General features: G+C 35.2%; 13 protein-coding genes. 7 read left to right on the plus strand and 6 right to left on the minus strand.

The genetic code is table 11. From position 1 onward, the window contains the following. Positions 1 to 230: 230 nt before the first annotated feature. Positions 231 to 581, minus strand: a complete 351-nt coding sequence (locus tag CWS31_RS15055) for an HIT domain-containing protein (protein ID WP_101345737.1) — start codon at positions 579 to 581, stop codon at positions 231 to 233. A gap of 185 nt (positions 582 to 766) precedes the next feature. On the opposite strand from CWS31_RS15055, the gene CWS31_RS15060 reads away from it, so the two are divergent. Then, entirely contained in the window at positions 767 to 2,245 is a 1,479-nt protein-coding gene (locus tag CWS31_RS15060; RefSeq protein WP_101345738.1) for an alkaline phosphatase, read from the plus strand. Between the two features lie 72 nt (positions 2,246 to 2,317). Here the strand turns inward: CWS31_RS15060 and CWS31_RS15065 are convergent, their stop codons facing one another. Next, positions 2,318 to 3,535, minus strand: coding sequence for a cystathionine beta-lyase (locus tag CWS31_RS15065; protein ID WP_101345739.1), 1,218 nt, complete (start codon positions 3,533 to 3,535; stop codon positions 2,318 to 2,320). A 453-nt stretch (positions 3,536 to 3,988) separates the two neighbouring features. Then, on the minus strand, positions 3,989 to 6,511 hold the full coding sequence (locus tag CWS31_RS15070) for a DNA polymerase II (protein ID WP_101345740.1): 2,523 nt from the start codon (positions 6,509 to 6,511) through the stop codon (positions 3,989 to 3,991). A gap of 242 nt (positions 6,512 to 6,753) precedes the next feature. Between CWS31_RS15070 and dinG the strand changes: the two genes are divergently transcribed. After that, a complete protein-coding gene (dinG, locus tag CWS31_RS15075; protein ID WP_101345741.1) occupies positions 6,754 to 8,883 on the plus strand; it encodes an ATP-dependent DNA helicase DinG in 2,130 nt (709 codons plus the stop codon). A gap of 217 nt (positions 8,884 to 9,100) precedes the next feature. On the opposite strand, the gene CWS31_RS15080 is transcribed toward dinG, so the two are convergent. Then, positions 9,101 to 10,180 (minus strand): SEL1-like repeat protein, encoded by a 1,080-nt coding sequence (locus CWS31_RS15080; RefSeq protein WP_101345742.1) that lies wholly within the window; start codon positions 10,178 to 10,180, stop codon positions 9,101 to 9,103. A gap of 445 nt (positions 10,181 to 10,625) precedes the next feature. On the opposite strand from CWS31_RS15080, the gene CWS31_RS15085 reads away from it, so the two are divergent. The 3 genes from CWS31_RS15085 (at position 10,626) to rlmF (ending at position 12,628) form a co-directional block, all read left to right on the plus strand. After that, complete coding sequence (locus CWS31_RS15085) at positions 10,626 to 10,961, plus strand: hypothetical protein (RefSeq protein WP_101345743.1); 336 nt, start codon at positions 10,626 to 10,628, stop codon at positions 10,959 to 10,961. 197 nt (positions 10,962 to 11,158) lie between these two features. After that, entirely contained in the window at positions 11,159 to 11,641 is a 483-nt protein-coding gene (locus CWS31_RS15090; protein WP_101345744.1) for a DUF2947 domain-containing protein, read from the plus strand. A gap of 51 nt (positions 11,642 to 11,692) precedes the next feature. Further along, entirely contained in the window at positions 11,693 to 12,628 is a 936-nt protein-coding gene (gene rlmF / locus CWS31_RS15095) for a 23S rRNA (adenine(1618)-N(6))-methyltransferase RlmF (protein WP_101345745.1), read from the plus strand. 33 nt (positions 12,629 to 12,661) lie between these two features. Here rlmF and CWS31_RS15100 read toward each other — a convergent pair whose 3' ends face one another. Further along, complete coding sequence (locus CWS31_RS15100; protein WP_101345746.1) at positions 12,662 to 13,456, minus strand: class II glutamine amidotransferase; 795 nt, start codon at positions 13,454 to 13,456, stop codon at positions 12,662 to 12,664. Positions 13,457 to 13,629: 173 nt separating this feature from the next. On the opposite strand from CWS31_RS15100, the gene fadE reads away from it, so the two are divergent. Both fadE and CWS31_RS15110 read left to right on the plus strand, forming a co-directional pair. Further along, entirely contained in the window at positions 13,630 to 16,050 is a 2,421-nt protein-coding gene (gene fadE, locus CWS31_RS15105; protein ID WP_101345747.1) for an acyl-CoA dehydrogenase FadE, read from the plus strand. Between the two features lie 185 nt (positions 16,051 to 16,235). Continuing rightward, complete coding sequence (locus CWS31_RS15110) at positions 16,236 to 16,976, plus strand: TetR/AcrR family transcriptional regulator (protein WP_101345748.1); 741 nt, start codon at positions 16,236 to 16,238, stop codon at positions 16,974 to 16,976. Positions 16,977 to 17,080: 104 nt separating this feature from the next. On the opposite strand, the gene CWS31_RS15115 is transcribed toward CWS31_RS15110, so the two are convergent. Next, positions 17,081 to 18,901 (minus strand): acyl-CoA dehydrogenase C-terminal domain-containing protein, encoded by a 1,821-nt coding sequence (locus tag CWS31_RS15115; RefSeq protein ID WP_101345749.1) that lies wholly within the window; start codon positions 18,899 to 18,901, stop codon positions 17,081 to 17,083. Positions 18,902 to 19,600: the final 699 nt, after the last annotated feature.

Genomic DNA, 19,600 nt, shown 5'->3' on the forward strand with positions numbered 1-19,600 from the left:
AAACTATCAAAAACAGCATAGTAAATACCATTAATGGTATTTACTAACAAATAGAACATATAACAATCAAAAATAGCTTACACGCTTAAAACAAGCGTTAATTAAAGCGATATCTGTTAATTGCTATAAAGACATAAACGTACAATTAAACTACTGACTCATAGAAATAAAGTAAGTCTGCTTATTTGAAGCTATTACCGTACAAAATTAATTAAATAAACTAATAGCCATTACACCGAAACTAAGGGGCCTAATGCTCTACCGCCAAGTAGGTGCATATGAATATGATACACTTCTTGACCGCCATCTCGATTGCAGTTAATAATTAATCGATAACCGTTTTCATCAATCCCCTCTTCCTTAGCAAGTTTTTTAGCAACCGTTATCATACGACCTAAAGTTAATTCATCTTCTTCTTCAACATCATTGATAGTTGGAATAAGTTTGTTGGGTATAATTAAGATATGACTTTCAACACGCGGAGCAATATCTCTAAACGCAGTAACTAATTCATCTTGATATAACAAAGGTGTTGGAATTTCTTGACGAATTATTTTAGAAAAAATGGTTTCTTCTGACATAACGACTCTCTAAAGGGTTTATTTAAAAGTATATAGTTAGTTTAACGCTAATTTTGTGTTTAAATAAAGAGAAAGAGTATTGGATACGTCCTTACTCTTAATATAAATTAATAGAAATGTTAAAAACAAATACACACGACTACAAAACATCAAGTATCACACAATTACATCCTTAAGGCTTAAAAATGAATACTATTTCCCCTTTAGTTAAGGCACTAGCTTTACCTCTTCTAATTTCTAGCGCAGTTATCCCTAATTTATTTATTTCAAATGCGCAAGCAAATACAATTAACCACTCTGTAAGTCATCTGAATAGCGAAAAGTTACAACACACAGTACCTAAAAATATTATTATGGTTATTGCTGACGGTATGGGGCCTGCCTATACCTCTGCTTATCGATATTATCACGATGACCCAGCAACAATTGATATTGAACAAACGGTTTTTGATAGACATTTAAAAGGTCGAAGTAGCACGTATCCCGCACCTGTTTCTGGTTATGTTACTGATTCAGCTGCTTCGGCAACAGCATTAGCTACAGGCGTAAAAACCTATAATGGCGCCATTGGCGTAGATGTTGATAAACAACCGTTACTGACAGTGCTTGAATGGGCAAAACAACAAGGTAAAGCCACAGGAGTTGTAGTAACCTCCCGCATTAACCATGCGACACCTGCCTCTTATTTATCTCATAACGAAAGTAGAAGCAATTATGACGAGATAGCGAATAGCTATATCGATAATGGTATTAAAGCTGACGTGTATTTTGGCGGCGGTTGGGTTAACTTTATTCGTAGCGATAGAAATATAGTCACAGAGTTTCAACAAGCAGGCTTTCAATATATTGATCAATACGATCAAGTTTCTGATTTAAGCACTGACAAACCTGTCATTGGTTTATTTAGTGAGTATGGTTTACCTTGGGCACTTGATGATAGCAATAAATATAGATTAACTCCTTTAGTTGAAGCGGCGACCAAGCATCTACAAAACGATAAAGGTTTTTTTATGTTGGTTGAAGCAAGTCAAATTGATTGGGCTGGTCATAATAATGATATTGCTGCCGCAATGCATGAAATAGATGACCTTGCGAGCGTGATGTTATACTTAGAGACATACGTTGAAGATAACCCTGATACCTTAGTTGTGTTAACCGCAGATCATAGCACTGGTGGCTTTTCTTTAGCGGCCAAAGGCGAATACCGATGGGATCCAGAAATCATACGTAATATGACTCAATCACCTCAATCTATTGCTGATCAAATAATCGCTAATTCTAATTCCGAAACGAGATCTAAAACTCAACTTCCATCAAAAGAACAACTAAGTAACTGGTTAAGCTTTTCATTAACTGACCAAGAATACTCAGCAATAACGCAAGTTGATGCTGAGTTTTCAACAGCTCATACACAATACTTATTATTAGATGAGGTTGAAAAACAAAAAATAAAGGATGATTATAAAGTACCCACACTAGCAGGATTTTATCGTACTGCGCTTATGGACATTATTGATAAGCGAACTAATACCGGTTGGACTACTGGAGGTCACACTGGTATTGATGTACCGGTATTTGCTTTTGGTAAACAAAGTGAGTTATTTACAGGGCAAATAGATAATACCGATATAGCTAAGAAGATATTTACTTTATTGGGGAAATAGTGACTTAATATCTAGTAAGTCACTCGCTAGTGACTTACTAGATATTAAAAGGTATTAAAAGATATTAAAAAGTTAAGCTTGAGAAAGTACTTGGTTAAAACGTTCAAAACCTTGTGCTAAATCATCAATAAGATCTTCAACATCTTCTAAACCAACGTGCAGACGAATTAACGGAAACTCACAATCAAAAGTTGTTGCACTTCGAATAGCATTAACATTAGTAATGCCTAATATTAAACTTTCAAAACCGCCCCATGAATAGCCCATTTTAAAATGATGTAGTCCATCTAAAAATGCAGTTAATGCTGCTTTATTTCCGCAATTAAGTACAAACGAAAATAAACCGTTTGAGCCTTCAAAGTCACGTTTGAAAAATTCATGACCAGGACAAGATTCAAAAGCAGGATGTAAAATTTTACCAACTTCAGGTCTTTGTTGTAACCATTCTGCCACTTTAATTGCACTTTGTTGATGCTGCTTTAATCTAACACCTAGAGTGCGAATACCTCGAAGTGCTAAATATAAATCATCAGGTGATGTACATTGCCCCATTAAATAACTGTAATCTCGTAGTTGTGGCCAGTATTTTTCAACCGCAGTTGCCGTACCCAACATCACATCTGAATGACCAACAATGTATTTAGTTGCTGCTTGAACACTAACATCAACACCATACTCAAACGGTCTAAAATTAACCCCCGCGCCCCAAGTATTATCAAGCATAACGATACAATCATGCTTATGAGCTATTGCGCTTATGGTTGGCACATCTTGTACCTCCATAGTAATAGAGCCAGGAGATTCTAAGAAAACCAAACGCGTATTATCTTGAATAAGTGCTTCAATACCTGCACCTATTAATGGATCATAATAAGTGGTTGTTACGCCCATTTTTGTAAGGATTTTTTCACAATAATCACGCGTTGGCTCATACGTTGTATCAACCATTAAAATATGATCGCCCTGTTCAACAAACGCTAAAATAGCATTAGTAATAGCCGCAGTACCTGATGGATATAATGCACACCCAGCACCACCTTCAAGCTCAGTCATTGCATCGCTAAAAGCAAATGAAGTAGTTGTACCGCGACGGCCATATACCATGGTTTGATTATGACGATTAGCTACTGCGCTATTCATTTCGGCAACGGTATCGAAAACGACTGTTGATGCACGAGTAACCGAGGGGTTTACTACGCCTTGAGTCCATTTGGCACTTCGGCCAGCATTCACAATTTTGGTATTTATTTTACTATGCTTAGTGTTTGATTTATTAGTATCTTGTGTCATAACTCTCTCATTAACTTTTTAATTTTTACGTTGTTGAATCAACATATATTAACTTTTTATTTAATGGTTATTATTTTCTTGGCTATATTTTTTATTGGTTATACTTTTATTGCTTATGTATTGTTAAAATATAAATTACAGCAATCTAGCCATCTAAAAATATTATGTGCTATTTATACCGCGAATAAACCTTACTGGCTAGCGTTGTAAAAGAATATTTAAGCATTTCATTTATAGGAATTCCTTTTTAAGTGATTAATTTTAAATACCTCACCGCATTTGTCCTTTGTTAATAGCAATCTTATAAACTAAGTGATCATTTATAGGAGGAAACACTAACTACGGCGTTATATTTTTAACTGGTTATGTAAATAAATGCTTTGAATTTAATGATTTTTTTCTCTGCCTAAAATAGATCACTTAATTAATGAAATTGGTATAACTTATTTGAATCTAAAACAACCCCATTTGATTCCCACTAATAGATTCAAAATCTTTCCCAATAAATGGCAATATATCATCTGCTATGGGCTTTAATTGCTTTTCAACATAAAAGTCATAATCAAGTTTGCTAGTATTAAATTCGAATGGTTGTACTCCATCAAGTGTCATCACGTAGCGTATTAAGCTTCTATGCTTATAAAGCGATTGGTGTGTCGTATTATTAGAATTAGTGCTAAGTTTAATTATTTTTTCATTTGCAATGAGTGCTGCTTTAATATGTGGCGGCGTATTTACATAATCATTAAGTGGTCGTCTGATCTTCTTCGAATAAATCAGTTGATCATTATGTTGACCACTTCTTAGCTCAGTCACAATCTGTGTAATATAATCATCTATTGGCTCGTCATTGAAAATTAATCGGTATAGCTCTTGTTGAAATGTTTTACTTAACTCAGTCCAGTCACTACGAACCGTTTCAAGACCTTTAAATATTAATTTTTTATTAACAACACCGGCATAACGCTTTTTAGTACCAATGCTTTTTTGATCTTTAATTACATTGGAGCCGCGTATACTGGGCATAAAGAATCGTGTGAAATGTGTTTCAAACTCAATATCTAATTGGCTTTCAATGGTAAAATCATCTTTTAACTTTTGCTGCCACTTTTCATTAATATACTTTTGTAGTTGGGTGCCTAAGCTTTGTGCTTCGTCTTTAGATTTTTCAGCTCCTATAGAGACAAAAATAGAGTCAGTATCGCCATAAATAACTTGGTAGCCCAAAGCTTCAATCCAAACACTGGTGGATTTTAAAATCTCGTGACTGCGCTTCGTAATTGAGCTTGATAAACGAGGATCGAAAAAACGACAACCGGTTGAGCCTAAAACACCATAAAAACTATTCATGATGATTTTAATGGCTTGTGATAAAGCCGCATTTTTTTGTAATTTGGCTTTATCACGCTCAAGCCACAGTGATTCGATAATATCAGGTAAAAAATGCTTAGTGCGAGAAAAGTAAGCTCCATCAAAACCGCTTATAACATTATCAATATGTTCAATACCGTTAAGGTTATTGGCTTGCGCTTGTTTCAGTCCTTCAATCAATCCCATAGGATCAATTTTAAAGGTGCGAATAATACTTGGGTACAGAGATTTAAAATCAAGTACCAGTACATTGCTGTATAAACCTGGCTTTGAATCCATCACATAGCCGCCAGGTGATATTAAACCCGAAACGCCGTCGCCCATATTAGGCGCAACATAACCACTTCGGTGCAATTTAGGTAAATAAAGATTTGTAAATGCGGCAACAGAGCCACCTACTCTATCTATGGCTAGACCGGTAAGTTGAGCGCGTAATTGAGCAAAAGCTAATAATTGTGTTTTTTCAAAAATAAGCCAGACCAAGCGACAATCTTCAAGATTGTATGCTGCTAAGGCGGCTTTATTATGGTTAAAGTTATTAGTTATTTCCTCTACTCTGTTCTCAACATCGGTCACTTTTTTATTTAAGCCAAGTAAAGTTTGTGCCACATTATCTAACGAAAAACTTGGAAAACTATAAGTAGCCGTTTTTAATAAGTCGATACCATCTAGAACAACACGACCAGCTAATTCGATAAAATGTTGATCCTCATTATTAGCATTTTTACGCCAGTACGGGGCGCTGCCATCTCGGCCGATTGCAAAGGGAATATTGTGTAAATCGCAACGCTTTTGCAACAGCATAAAGTCAAAATTTATAACATTCCAACCAATAAATATATCAGCATCAAACAATGTAACTTCTTTAATAAACGCCTTAAGTAGTTGTTTCTCATCTGCTTGCCAATGAATATACTCATCCGCACCATTTTGCGGCTCACCTATCATAAGAACACGCTTAAAAGCGTTTTGCTCCTCGCTACCTAATTTTTCATTAGTAACTTCACTGTTATTATTTACTGAATTAGCGGCGTATAAGCCAATAGAATATAACTCGCCTTGCATCGAACATTCTATATCAATAGACAGCATTGATAAGTGTTGATTAACAGCGCCTTGTGCAGCGCGTTTACATTTGACCTGTTGTGCTAATTGATATTGATTATCGACCAACACCTTAATTTTGTGCTGTTGACTAATATAATCAATATTAGCGGTGATGTGGCGCTCCATCAAAAATCTATCATCTGGGCGAATATCATCTTCATAACACTTTATATTATTAAGTTTTAATATTTCACGAGCCCTATAAAAACTACGTAGGTTACTAAAATAAAATGCTGCTACAGGATTTTGCTTAAATGTCTTTAACGAAACTATTTGCTCTTTTGCGAGGGAGGTTTTCTGATCTATTAATAGCTGTTTAGCTTTTTCTCGATGTGTTAATTCAATAAAGAAAATTGCCAATTCATTGTGTATTTCTAATTTGACGGGCCCAACTTCACTTTTCAGCCACAAGGTTATTAATATAGCATCGTGCTTATCTTGCACCTGTCGGGTCAGGAGAAAACCACTATTAATGTTATTTTTAATATCTGTTGTCATACAATCTTATTTTTATCATGAAGTTATATTCAGCTGGTGAGTTACTAATAGCTTTGTTATTTGCGCGTAAACATATCTAATGTGTACCTAATACACAAAGAATACATAGCTAAGACATTCTTAATACACTGTTAATTTGTAATTAGTCGGTTAAATGCATTAAATTTTTCGTGCTATCTGATTAAACCTGTTAATATATACAGCAGTGTAACCGATCTCCTGTTTTTTGGAAACTAACAACCATGTTATCTGATAAGTTAAAGCAAACAATACGTCAGTCGTATAAAGCCATAGGCGAAAATTTAACGCATTTTAATCCGCGTAAACAACAAACGCTATTAATTGCCGAAATTGCTAAAACCTTAGCGGGTGAATATAGTAAAGACCGAAAAATAATAACTATTGAAGCCGGCACAGGTACGGGTAAATCTCTCGCCTATTGTCTTGGCGCAATTCCACTCGCGCTGTCTCGTGATAAAAAAGTGTGTATCTCAACAGCAACTGTCGCTTTACAAGAGCAATTAGTTGATAAAGATTTACCTTTTCTTAAAAAGTATGCGGGCTTAGATTTTGAGTTCACTTTAGTAAAAGGTAGACAACGTTATGTTTGTCGACAAAAATTAACGCAAGCGGTAACCAGCGATAATGAACCTGAGCAAGTCGGATTTACCTTTGCTGAAAAGCCAGATGCTAAAGATATTCGTACTTTAAATAAAATGCATAAAGCATTACTTGATGGCAGTTGGTTAGGTGATATAGATTCTTGGGAAACCCACCTTCCAAATCATATTTGGCAACAAGTTCAAACCGATAAACACAGCTGTTTAAAGCATTTATCTGAGCATACTCACTGCCCATTTCATAAAGCACGTGAAACTATGGACAAAGCACACGTGCTGGTGGTAAATCATAGTTTATTATTAGCTGATTTAGAGTTAGGTGGAGGCAGGATACTATCTAGCCCGGAGGACACCTTTTATATAATAGATGAAGCGCATCATCTCCCAAAGGTAACGCGTGACTTTTCAAGCGCCAGTATCACCCTAAAAGGCTCTATAGAATGGCTAACTAAACTGAAAGAGACTGGCGATAAAATGTCTAATCTAATTAAGTCACAAAGTGCTATTTCTCCTGCCCTAAAACTCGGTGATGATTGCCAAGATCTACTAATGGAAATGCAAAAAGTCTTAAACTTTGTTGAGGCAAATTCAGAAGTGTATTTTCTTCAGAATAACAGCTCTTCGCAAAATAATTTATCTCAAAAATCTACAAATGATGAACAAGTTTATCGATTTGAAAATGGTATTATTCCGCAAACATTAAAAAATTGGGCTGAAGATTTGCAAAACTTGAGTAAAAAATCTATAGGTCATTTAAACAAATTATACAACTCTCTTATTGAATCCGTTAAAGATGGCGACACCAAAATGTTTGTCGCTGAGCCATTACTTGCTGAAGCCGGTTTTATGTTACAACGTTTAGAGAACTTACAAGCGCTTTGGAGCATGTATGCTAAAACGGATAGTGAAAAAGGCGCGCCAATGGCTCGTTGGTTAGAGAAATTAGCCATTAAACGTCAGGATTACTTATTAAGTGCTTCGCCTATTGAAGTTGGCTTCACTTTAGAAAATATGTTGTGGAGTCAATGTGAAGGTGCTGTACTTTGTTCGGCAACGCTACGCGCTTTAAATTCGTTTGATCATTTTCGTTTTCAAGCCGGTTTAAAGAACGATGATGGTACACAATATCAACAAGTTGAGTCTCCATTTGACTATTATAATAACGCCCAACTAATAATGGCTAATATGGAGAATGAAGCTAGTGCCCCTGCCTTTACTGATGAGATCATTACTAAACTTCCAAAGTACTTGAAACAAGGTAGTGCTAGCTTAGTTTTATTTTCTTCCTACTGGCAAATGAATAAAGTAGCACAAACGTTAAGAGATAAACACAAGTTAGAGATCATGGTGCAAGGTGAGTTATCTCGTCAGCAAATTATCGAACAACATAAAAAGCGCTGTGATGATGATAAAGAAAGTATCATTTTTGGTACTCAGAGTTTTTCTGAGGGGTTAGATTTACCAGGAAAGTATCTTAATAATTTAATCATAACCAAATTACCATTCTCAGTACCAACATCTCCTGTAGAGCAAGCCCAAGCAGAATATGTTACAGCTAGAGGCGGCAATCCATTTATGACATTATCAGTACCCGATACCTCTAAAAAGCTTGTGCAAGCCTGTGGACGTTTATTACGTAATGAAATGGATGAAGGTGTGATAACATTGCTTGATAAGCGAGTAGTAACAAAACGTTACGGAAAACAGCTACTTGATTCATTACCCCCTTTTCATCGTGTATATGAGAGTTAAGTAAGTATTTAACCTGATCTCAGGATAATAAATAGTTTTAGTTATTGGGAGTTTTCTTAACGGATAAATACAGATAAGCAAGACTTTTGTAGCACTTTGTTTATCACTACCTCAGGTTATTGAAATAAGTTAACCGCTAGTTGGAGCATAATTCACAGACATTAAAAAGGCTTAAAATAAATTTTAAGCCTTTTTTAATGTTTCTTGACGCTAATTTCTATAATCTAGCGGCTTTCAGCTTTTTCTCTTCAGCTGTTTTCAAGTCTCTTTCAAACTGTTCTGTAGTGGCTCTTACATCAACTTGCTTAGTAAATTCAATATTTACACCTGCTTCCACAAGCTCTTGATAAAAGTCAGCTACTGTACAACTTTCTATTTGCTGACAAACTATCGCATATTTTAATATCGCAGGTTCATAAGCCTGTAATGAAGCATCTTTAAGTAATGCTAATGACTCATATAAATCTTTTTCTACTGCCATTCCATTAAGATACATTTGTGCAAGATTAACTTGTCCAGGTGCATAGTTTGCATCTGCTGACTCTTCAAACTTCTCTAAAGCTTCTTCTGCTCTCACCGGATCGTTTTTAGCATATTTTAAATGCTCTAACCCTGCAAAGTTCTCTTTTTTACCAGGAATAAACACCGAGCTACTTTGAAAGTGCGAATCAGGTACAACAACATTACCATCAAGCATATTGCTAATAGGTCTACGTGCTAGAGTAATAGCTCCAGATTCAACCATAGACTGTAATTCAAGTATCGTATAATTATGTCTTTTTTCTTGGAAAAACTTTTCATATCGCAACTGTGCATAACGAATTGCTTCATTTAATTCATGCTCTTGCATATAGAAATAACTACTAAAATTAATGGTAACTACATCACCGGTGATGTCATTAACTTTTGCCATTCGATATTTTTCAGCCGGACGAAGGTTATCTTTAATCAAACGGAAATCAACATAATAAAGATCATTAACTTCGGGTTCTGCAACAAAGTTTTTTGTTAGCTCGTTCAATTCAAATTGTTTGTAAAAAACAAAACCTGCCACTAAACTGCCTGCAAACAATAAGGCAGAGATAAGTTTAGTTTTATGTTTCACTAAAAACGGATCTGGATCTTTTGTATCGATGGTATAATGATAATAAGTTTCTTGAGAAGCAGTTTCTGATTTTTCAGAATCTGCACTTGCCAATACCGCTTCTTCAGATTCCGCATCTGATACGTGCTGCTGATCAACGTCCGCTATTGGCATCTGTTCATCCTCATATTTGCGAATTGCTGCTTGTGGCATAATTACACCTTCTTTTTATTATTTCATTAAAAAATATCATTTGAACATAAATTACACAAGAGCTAATTTAATGTTACTTTGATTTATCATATCTTTTGGTGAAGATGATCCTGAAGAATACTCGCTATAAAGCCCATAATAACAAGAGTTTCATTTTCCCCAAATATCATGAAAAACCATAATATTTATATACAACCGTACAAAAATAGAATAGAAAACCGAGTGTAAATCTGAGTAAACATTCTAATTTGATCCTTTTTCCATTAACGCGAGTATACATAATTATAACAATAAAAACAATTGTTTAATTATTACTCGTAATATAAAGTTAATAAACGTTAACACGCCATTTGACAAGCCCTTAACACTTTATTGTATTAACATAACGTCTATTATCAAGTTAAAATATATAACTATAATTGAACTATTTAATTTTGGAATAAACATGAAATTAACAACCAAAGTCACCCTTTTTTCATTATTAGTATTCCCCGGCTCAGGGCATATAATTTTAAAAAAATATGTATCTGCAACCGCTTTTATTATTAGCTTTAGCTATCTAGTCATTACTTTCATTATTAACATTCGTGATATAACTCAAAAAGTTGTTGATAGTGTCCTTCAAGGTAAAATTCCCCTGGAGGTTGCGGCCATCCAACAAGCATTAGTTGAACAAGGTGCTATCGATAATCCTAACTTAACAATAATGAGTTATTTAATGTTAATACTTTGGCTTATTTCTGCTTTTGATGCTTATAGGATTGCGCAAAAGAAACAATAATGAATTAAAGTAAATCTACTATTGAAGGAGTTACTTGATTGGATATTTGACCTGATATATGTGGTATGAAAAATACTATAAAAGCCTTATTTATTTGTGTTATTTAAAAATAGCTAACCGCTTACTTGTATTGTTGGTCTTTTTTAATTTAGTTTTGATGGGTATAATTAGCACGTTTCCTTTATCGAGTAATATTAATGAATTACCTTCCGTTAGAAAGTCTGAAAAATGCTTGGATATTTAAGCATAAAAGTTTACCTATAATAGAGGGGGATTTAGCAAAAATTAAACCGATGAATATTGAACGGGCTAATATTTTATGGGATACCTTTATTTCTCGCCAAGTTGATCACCCTGATTTTTTCAAAAAAGGTGATTGGCCATTTGATAAAAACAATTGGCTTGAACAAGGTAAATGGGAAGGTCTTTGGGACAGTAATGAACAAGCCTTACCCGAATTAATTGAAAAACACTTAGCCTGGGATCAAAATACCGTCGTTTATTACTGTAGTTCTAGGGATAATGTAATAGAAACAAATTGGTTGATATTTAAGCGCTGTTGGAAAAACTTTTTATTTATGGACGATGGTCCCATTCTTTTAGGTAAAAAACGCGCGCAAACCGTTCAATTTACTAGTAACGGTTATTTTAAAATAGGTAACAAACCAAGTAATAACTAATAAAATAACTGATAAATAAGAAAACCACCTCTTTTTAACTCTGAGCTAATTTTGCATACAAAAAACCGTCATAAACAAGGCTATAATTTTTCAGCGCTAATTAAAGTAGCTCCCGAGTTATCTGCATTCATAATTAATAACAAATATAGTAATCAAGAAACAATAGATTTTACTAACCCTTTAGCGGTAAAAGCACTTAATGCTGCCTTATTGAAAAGTGATTACAAAGTTAACCTTTGGGATATTCCTGAGGGCTATTTATGCCCAGCGATCCCTGGTAGAGTCGATTATATACATTATCTTAATGACTTATTATCGGCAACCGCAGAAATAATACCTAACAATAAACCTGCCATTAATGTGTTGGATATAGGCACAGGTGCAAGTTGTATTTATCCCATTTTAGGTCAAAGAGTTTATGGTTGGCATTTTATAGCCTCAGATATTGATCCTGTTTCCATTAACGTTGCTAAACATATAATAGCCAGTGATAAAACCTTAGCTCAGTCAATAAAATGTCGATTACAATCCAATAGTAAAAATATCTTTCAAGGAATTATCGGTGAGAATGAGTTCTTCCATTTAACTTTATGTAATCCCCCGTTTCATCGCTCCTTAGCTGAAGCAAGCCAAGGTACATCACGGAAATGGAAAAATTTAAGTAAAGCTAAAAAATTTGAATCGTCGCAATCAACACCGCAAAATAAAACATTAAACTTTGGCGGGCAAAAAGCCGAATTGTGGTGTCCTGGAGGCGAAATTGCTTTTATAGAGAAAATGATTCAGGAAAGTAAACAGTATCGTGAGCAAGTTCTCTGGTTTACCTGTTTAGTTTCTAAAAAAGATAACTTGTCTAAAATAAAACTCTTTTTGAAAAAAGCCAAGGTTAACCAGTTTAAAGTGGTTAATATGGCTCAAGGGCAAAAAGTTAGTCGTTTCGTTGCTTGGAGTTTTTATGATAACTCCTCGGTTAATTCTAATCTATAACCACCTAAAAACTAAATATCTCCCTATGTACAATTAATCAGGTGCTTGGCAAATTTCCTCAGCTATTAATTGACCTAAGCAGAATAACTGCCATTGCCCTGCTTGCATTTTGTGCCAAGTTTCATCCCCTGTTAAGGGTTTAGTAGCAATAACGGTAACGACATCGGCACTTGTTGTTTCTTTTTGAAAGTCCACTGCCATTTCTGCATCAATGAGACTTGCCTGTCCAAATGGTGCTTTTCGAGTAAGCCAGTGGAGATTATTAGAGCAGTAAGCAAATAGATATTCACCATCCGTAAGTATGATATTTGCTACACCAAGTGAGTCTATTTTCTTTACCAGTGAGGCGATAAATGAATAGAGAATATTTGCGGCTACCTGTTTTGTTCCAAATTTAAGATGTAATTGATCAAGTATCCAACAAAAAGCATGCTCGCTATCAGTTGTACCAATAGGTAAATGGTACTCAACCGGTAACTCGGTAGCAAAACCTTTTAACTGTCCGTTATGCGCGTAAGTCCAATTCTTCCCCCACATTTGTCTTATAAAAGGGTGAGTGTTTTCTAAACACACTTCACCTGAATTAGCTTGCCTTATATGACAAACAACCGCTTCGCTTTTAATAGGATATTTGGTAACTAACTCAGCTATTGGGGAATGTGCACTCGGCATTGGATCTTTAAAACTTCGGCAGCCTTTTCCTTCATAAAATGTAATTCCCCAACCATCGCTATGAGGGCCGGTATTCCCCCCGCGTTGCATCAATCCACTGAAACTGAAACAGATATCTGTTGGCACGTTGGCACTCATCGCTAACAATTCACACATTTACTAACCTCAATTTAACCTCAAAAAATAACCAAACAGTTAAAAATAAAATGTGCTTGGCTAAATTAATAATATACTCTATAAATAGAGTATAACATTCGGTAAAAATTAATTTAAATTCAATTACTTTTTTATCAAAACAATTTATAAAACAAAAACTAAAAGGACCACTTGTGGATATAATTATTTGGTTATTAATCGCAATTTCATTGACTTGGTTTATGAGTTATAAAAGAGCTTCTTTAGCAAGTTATACCCTTAGCTTTGCCGTATTAATGATAATAGGTACGTTTTTTAACATCATAGGCTTTGTTTCTTGGCTACTATTTGCCGTCATCGCATTACCCTTGAATATAGATAATGTGCGTCAGCAATTTATTAGTATGCCTTTATTAGCTATTTTCAAAAAAATAATGCCTAAGATGTCGATCACTGAACAAGAAGCTATCGATGCGGGTACAACATGGTTCGATGCGGATTTATTTCGTGGCGATCCAGACTGGGAAAAATTACATAACTTTCCTCGCCCAAGATTGAGTGTTGAAGAGCAAGCTTTTCTCGATGGACCAGTTGAAGAAGTTTGTGCCATGGCTGATGACTGGCATATTACCCATGAAATAGCAGATCTACCACCACAAATTTGGCAGTTTCTTAAAGAGAAGAAGTTTTTTGCCATGATCATCAAAAAACAATACGGTGGTTTAGAGTTTTCAGCTTACGCTCAATCTCGAGTATTACAAAAACTGACTGGCGTTAGTTCAGTGCTAGCTAGTACCGTTGGTGTTCCCAATTCTTTAGGCCCAGGTGAGTTATTGCAAGAGTACGGCACAAAAGAACAACAAGATCATTATTTACCTCGCTTAGCCACAGGCGAAGAAATCCCCTGTTTTGCCCTAACTAGCCCAGAAGCTGGTTCAGATGCCGGTTCAATACCCGATTATGGTATCATCTGCCGTGGTGAGTTTGAAGGTCAAGATGTACTCGGCATGAAACTCACTTGGGATAAACGCTATATTACCCTAGCCCCCATTGCTACTGTACTAGGCTTAGCTTTTAAATTAAAAGACCCTGATCAATTACTTTCAGAAAAAGTGGATTTAGGTATTACTTGTGCCCTAATCCCTACTAACTTACCAAATATCATCATCGGACGAAGACACTTCCCTTTAAATGTCCCTTTTCAAAATGGTCCTACGCAAGGTAATGAAGTATTTGTACCGCTTGACTTTATCATTGGCGGCGCTGAAATGGCTGGTCAAGGCTGGAGGATGTTAGTTGAGTGTCTATCTGTTGGTAGAGCCATTACCCTACCATCAAACAGTGCGGGTGGTATTAAAACTACGGCGTTAGCGACCGGCGCATATAGCCGAATTAGACGTCAATTTAAAATGCCTATTGGCAAAATGGAAGGTATTGAAGAGCCATTAGCGCGTATCGGTGCAAATGCTTATTTAATGGATGCAGTAACAACAATGTCAACGGGGGCAATTGATCTGGGCGAGAAACCATCAGTGATCTCGGCTATCTCTAAATACCATCTTACTGAAAAAATGCGCTCATCTATGATAGATGCCATGGATATTCATGGTGGTAAAGGCATTTGTATGGGCCCTAATAACTACCTTGCCAGAGGTTATCAAGGTGCTCCTATTGCTATAACGGTTGAAGGTGCTAATATTTTAACCCGAAGTATGATAATTTATGGGCAAGGAGCTATACGTTGCCACCCTTACGTTTTAGCTGAATTAGCCGCCGCGAATAATCCTGATAACGAACAAGCATTAGATGACTTTGATCATGCGCTATTTGGTCATATTGGTTTTAGTATAAGTAATATTAGTCGTAGTTTATGGTGCTCTATCACGGGATCTCGATTTGTTAGCAGCCCATTTAATGACCAAACTCGCCGATATTATCAATTACTCAGTCGTTTTAGTGCAAACTTAGCTATGTTATCTGATATAGCTATGGTGACACTAGGTGCAGATTTAAAAAGAAAAGAACGTATCTCAGCACGATTAGGTGATGTGTTAAGTAACCTTTATTTAGCGAGTGCAACCCTTAAACGTTATGATGATGAAGGTAGAAAAGTAGAAGACTTACCTTTGTTACAGTTTGCTATTGACGATTGTCTCTATAATATTCAACATGCAATTGACGAATTAATAGTGAATTTTCCAAACAAAGCTATTGCGAATACTTTAAGAGCAATTATTTTCCCGCTAGGCACTTGGTTAAGTAAACCAAGTGATGAATTAGCGCATAAAGTAGCAAGGCTATTACAACACCCTTCACCGTCTCGAACAAGATTAGGTCATGGACAATACCTAACACGTGATGGTAAAAACATATTTGGTCGACTTGAGCAAACCCTTGAGGATATTGTTAATTGCGAACCAATTTATGAAAAAATTTGCAAGTTGCTCAATAAGAAGTATCCTTTTTACCAGTTAGATGTTTTAGCTGAAAAAGCATTAGTTGCAAATATCATCACTCCTGCAGAAGCGGAATTATTAATAAAAGCTGAAAAAGGACGTAAATGGGTAATTACAGTTGATGACTTTGATAATAAACAACTAGCAGCTACAAACTAATTTCTACTTGAATATGCTTTTTAGAATAAAATGTTTTAAATAAACTACAACATGGATTAATTATTTACTTAATTCCCCTTATTAACATTATTCAAATAGTTAACTAAGTAGTTAGACTAAACGATATAATATTTCTGTTAATAAGGGGATAAACTTCTTTTTATTATTATAAGTAATCAAAAGATATGTTAACATTAAGTAAATTTGATGCTAATGGACTAATGGATATCACTATGATTGCAAATGATACAATGTCAGAAGTGCTGACAACAGAAACAAAAAACCTCCCTATCAAACGTCGTTCTAAAGGAGAAAAAACACGAGAAAAAATCTTAATTTCTGCAATTGAAATATTAGCACTTAGTGGAATAAAAGGAACAACTCACCGAGCTATTGCTAATCATGCAGAGTTACAACTTTCTTTAACGACTTATTATTTCAAAGATATTCAAGAGTTGATTCATCAAGCTTTTAAATTAAATTCAGAGCGTATATTAATGCGTACTGACACTATCCTTGAAGAAATTTTCACCACTATCACTCAAGTGCCAAAGGCTGAACGAAAGAAAACTATAGTAAAAGAAAAGCTATGCCAACAATTAAGCAGCATGGCTTCAGCGCACATAATTGAAAATATTAAACATCATGCTATTTCATTAGCTGTTGAGCAATTAATGTTAACGGAAGTACAGGTTACTCCTGAGTTACGTTTTCTTGTAAAGGAACATGAATTAGCGCAATTGGTACCTTTTGAGCAACTGTGTGGTTTTTTCAATAAAATAAACCCTGAGCTTGATGCAAAAATTATGCATACGGTTTTTTCACAGCTTCAATATAGTCATTTGGCTGAACAGGTGAATATAGATATTTCTTTAATTGAGCAGACTACTCGCAAAATTATTGCTTGGATCATGTCAGTAAAGTAGCTGAAAACCTGTCAATTAAAAATAATAAAGCACGTTATTATTAATTAATAACGTGCTTTTTCTGTACTTTTACTTTTTATAGTTGCTTGCCAATAAAGTTAGTTTTAAAGAAATGACATGAGATCTTGATCTAACTGCATGAGTGTTTTCGGATCTGCCATCATAGTCGCTGCTAGCGATTTAGTTCTAGGTAGCATACGTTCAAAATAAAACTCCGCACTTTTTATCTTAGCTCGATAAAAATCACGGTTATCAACCTCACCTTCAAGTTTTTCATAAGCGGATTGTGCCATTTGAGCCCAAAAATAAGCCATTACCACATAACCAGAGTACATTAGAAAATCGACTGAGGCAGAGCCAACCACATCCCTATTTGATTGTGCTTTAAAACCTAAACGCATCGAGTATTGCTGCCAATTAGCAATAGCTTTACTTAACGGCCAAATAAATCGATTCATTTTTCTTTTATGTAGATTATTAGAAAGTAAACTTTTATTTTTACAAAAACTTAGAACTTCTTTCGAAAAATCATTTAACGACTTGCCGCGAGTTAGTAGAATTTTTCGACCTAATAAATCGAGTGCTTGAATACCTGTGGTTCCTTCATACAATGTTGATATTCTTGCATCTCTTACAATTTGCTCCATTCCCCACTCTTTAATGTAACCATGGCCACCAAATATTTGTAAACCATGGTTAGCACTTTCACTACCTAGCTCTGTTAAAAATGCTTTTAGGATTGGTGTGATAAACCCTAAGCGATCGTCTGCAGTTTTACGTTCTTGCTCTGATTTAGCCATCGAAATATCATCCACAATCTTTGCGGTATAATAAATCATCGCTCGGCCACCTTCTGAAATAACTTTTTGCGTCATTAACATTTTACGTACGTCAGGGTGTACGATAATAGGATCAGCCACTTGTTCAGGATATTTTTTACCGGTTAAAGAGCGCATTGATAATCGTTCTTTGGCATAAATTAATGAATTTTGGAAAGCGAGCTCAGATGAACAAACCCCTTGTAAAGCTGTTCCTATTCTTGCGGTATTCATAAAGGTAAACATACACTCTAAACCTTTATTCTCAGGCCCGATCAACTCTCCCACAGCATTATCAAAATTAAGTACTGCTGTAGCAGAAGCTTTAATCCCCATTTTTTCTTCGATAGAGCCACAGGTAACATGGTTAGACTCACCTAACGTACCATCTTGCTCTGCTTTAATTTTTGGGACGATAAATAATGAAATCCCTCGAGTACCTTGTGGTGCATCAGGCAATCTTGCTAGCACTATATGAATAATGTTTTCTGTTAAGTCATGTTCACCCGCTGAGATAAATATTTTAGTACCGGTAATATTGTATGTGCCGTCCCCATTTGGCTCAGCTTTAGTTTTTACTTGACCCAAATCTGTACCACATTGCGGCTCAGTTAAGCACATAGTACCTGTCCAACTACCTTGAATTAGCCTTTCTAGGTAAAGTTCTTTTTGTTTATCATTGCCATGAGTATTAATTGTATTCATTGCACCATGGCTTAACCCTGGATACATTGCCCAAGACCAATTAGCGGTTCCTGTCATTTCTGACTGAACCATCCCTAACGATGGTGGTAAACCTTGCCCACCATGCGCTAACGGATGCGATAAAGCTGACCAACCGCCATCAATATATTGTTGATAAGCTTCTTTAAAGCCTTTTGGTGTAGTAACTTTACCGTTATCAAAATGACAGCCTTCTTTGTCACCACTTTGATATAAAGGCAACAACTCATTTTCAGAAAATTTAGCACATTCGTGTAAAATAGCATCGACCAAATCAGGAGTCGCTTCTTCAAACTCTTCATATTTTTTATAATGATCGTAATATTTAAAAACATCTTCTATTAAAAATTTAATATCTGCGATTGGTGCTTTATAACTTAGCATTGCCTACTCCGATAATCTTAGTTTTCATTTATAATTATAGTAATCTGATTAAAGCACTGGTCATACCACCTATACAAGTGTTTTTTTGTCCTAAATTAAAGCAATAACTCTAAACAACCTGAGTTTGGGGATAAGCAAAGCGCTACAACAGCCTTAATTATTCGTATTACTTCCGGTTAAGAAAAATCCCAATAACTCGTTTATTAGGCGACAATTAGCTTCGCTTTATCTCCTAAACTAAGAAAACTAAAACGATTGTAGATGCGTGAGTACAAATAGTTGATATTGTTATACTCTACAATTTTATTATCCCGATCTCAGGTTAACTATTAATTGTAAGAACAGTTCTACTCACTTTCATTATCCCGAATTCAAGTTAAATATATTTTTATTATCAAAAAGTTTGGTTTGGTTTGGTTTGGTTTGGTGGGGGTTATTACAGATTACGATTGAAATTAAAATAAACGAGATATATAGGTATTAAAATTTATTGAAAAATATTAATGAGAAATACTTTTTAGATTTAATTTTATGAAATATTAATATGCTTAAAATAGAAATTAATTTGAGGTATTACAGAGGAATATTGATTTATTAAATTAAGTACAACAAGTTATAACTACATAACTAATATGTTAACAAAGTTGGCGGAGTGGACGGGACTCGAACCCGCGACCCCCGGCGTGACAGGCCGGTATT

It is taken from the genome of Colwellia echini, assembly GCF_002843355.2.
Lineage (GTDB): Bacteria > Pseudomonadota > Gammaproteobacteria > Enterobacterales > Alteromonadaceae > Colwellia > Colwellia echini.

Excerpts from the sequence above, each read along its gene's own strand:
- CWS31_RS15090 (WP_101345744.1), top strand. The coding sequence starts at position 11,159 with ATGAATTACCTTCCGTTAGAAAGTCTGAAAAATGCTTGGATATTTAAG.
- CWS31_RS15080 (WP_101345742.1), bottom strand. The coding sequence starts at position 10,180 with ATGCCACAAGCAGCAATTCGCAAATATGAGGATGAACAGATGCCAATA.
- CWS31_RS15070 (WP_101345740.1), bottom strand. The coding sequence starts at position 6,511 with ATGACAACAGATATTAAAAATAACATTAATAGTGGTTTTCTCCTGACC.
- CWS31_RS15110 (WP_101345748.1), top strand. The coding sequence starts at position 16,236 with ATGTTAACATTAAGTAAATTTGATGCTAATGGACTAATGGATATCACT.
- CWS31_RS15100 (WP_101345746.1), bottom strand. The coding sequence starts at position 13,456 with ATGTGTGAATTGTTAGCGATGAGTGCCAACGTGCCAACAGATATCTGT.
- dinG (WP_101345741.1), top strand. The coding sequence starts at position 6,754 with ATGTTATCTGATAAGTTAAAGCAAACAATACGTCAGTCGTATAAAGCC.
- CWS31_RS15055 (WP_101345737.1), bottom strand. The coding sequence starts at position 581 with ATGTCAGAAGAAACCATTTTTTCTAAAATAATTCGTCAAGAAATTCCA.
- CWS31_RS15085 (WP_101345743.1), top strand. The coding sequence starts at position 10,626 with ATGAAATTAACAACCAAAGTCACCCTTTTTTCATTATTAGTATTCCCC.
- CWS31_RS15065 (WP_101345739.1), bottom strand. The coding sequence starts at position 3,535 with ATGACACAAGATACTAATAAATCAAACACTAAGCATAGTAAAATAAAT.
- CWS31_RS15060 (WP_101345738.1), top strand. The coding sequence starts at position 767 with ATGAATACTATTTCCCCTTTAGTTAAGGCACTAGCTTTACCTCTTCTA.
- CWS31_RS15115 (WP_101345749.1), bottom strand. The coding sequence starts at position 18,901 with ATGCTAAGTTATAAAGCACCAATCGCAGATATTAAATTTTTAATAGAA.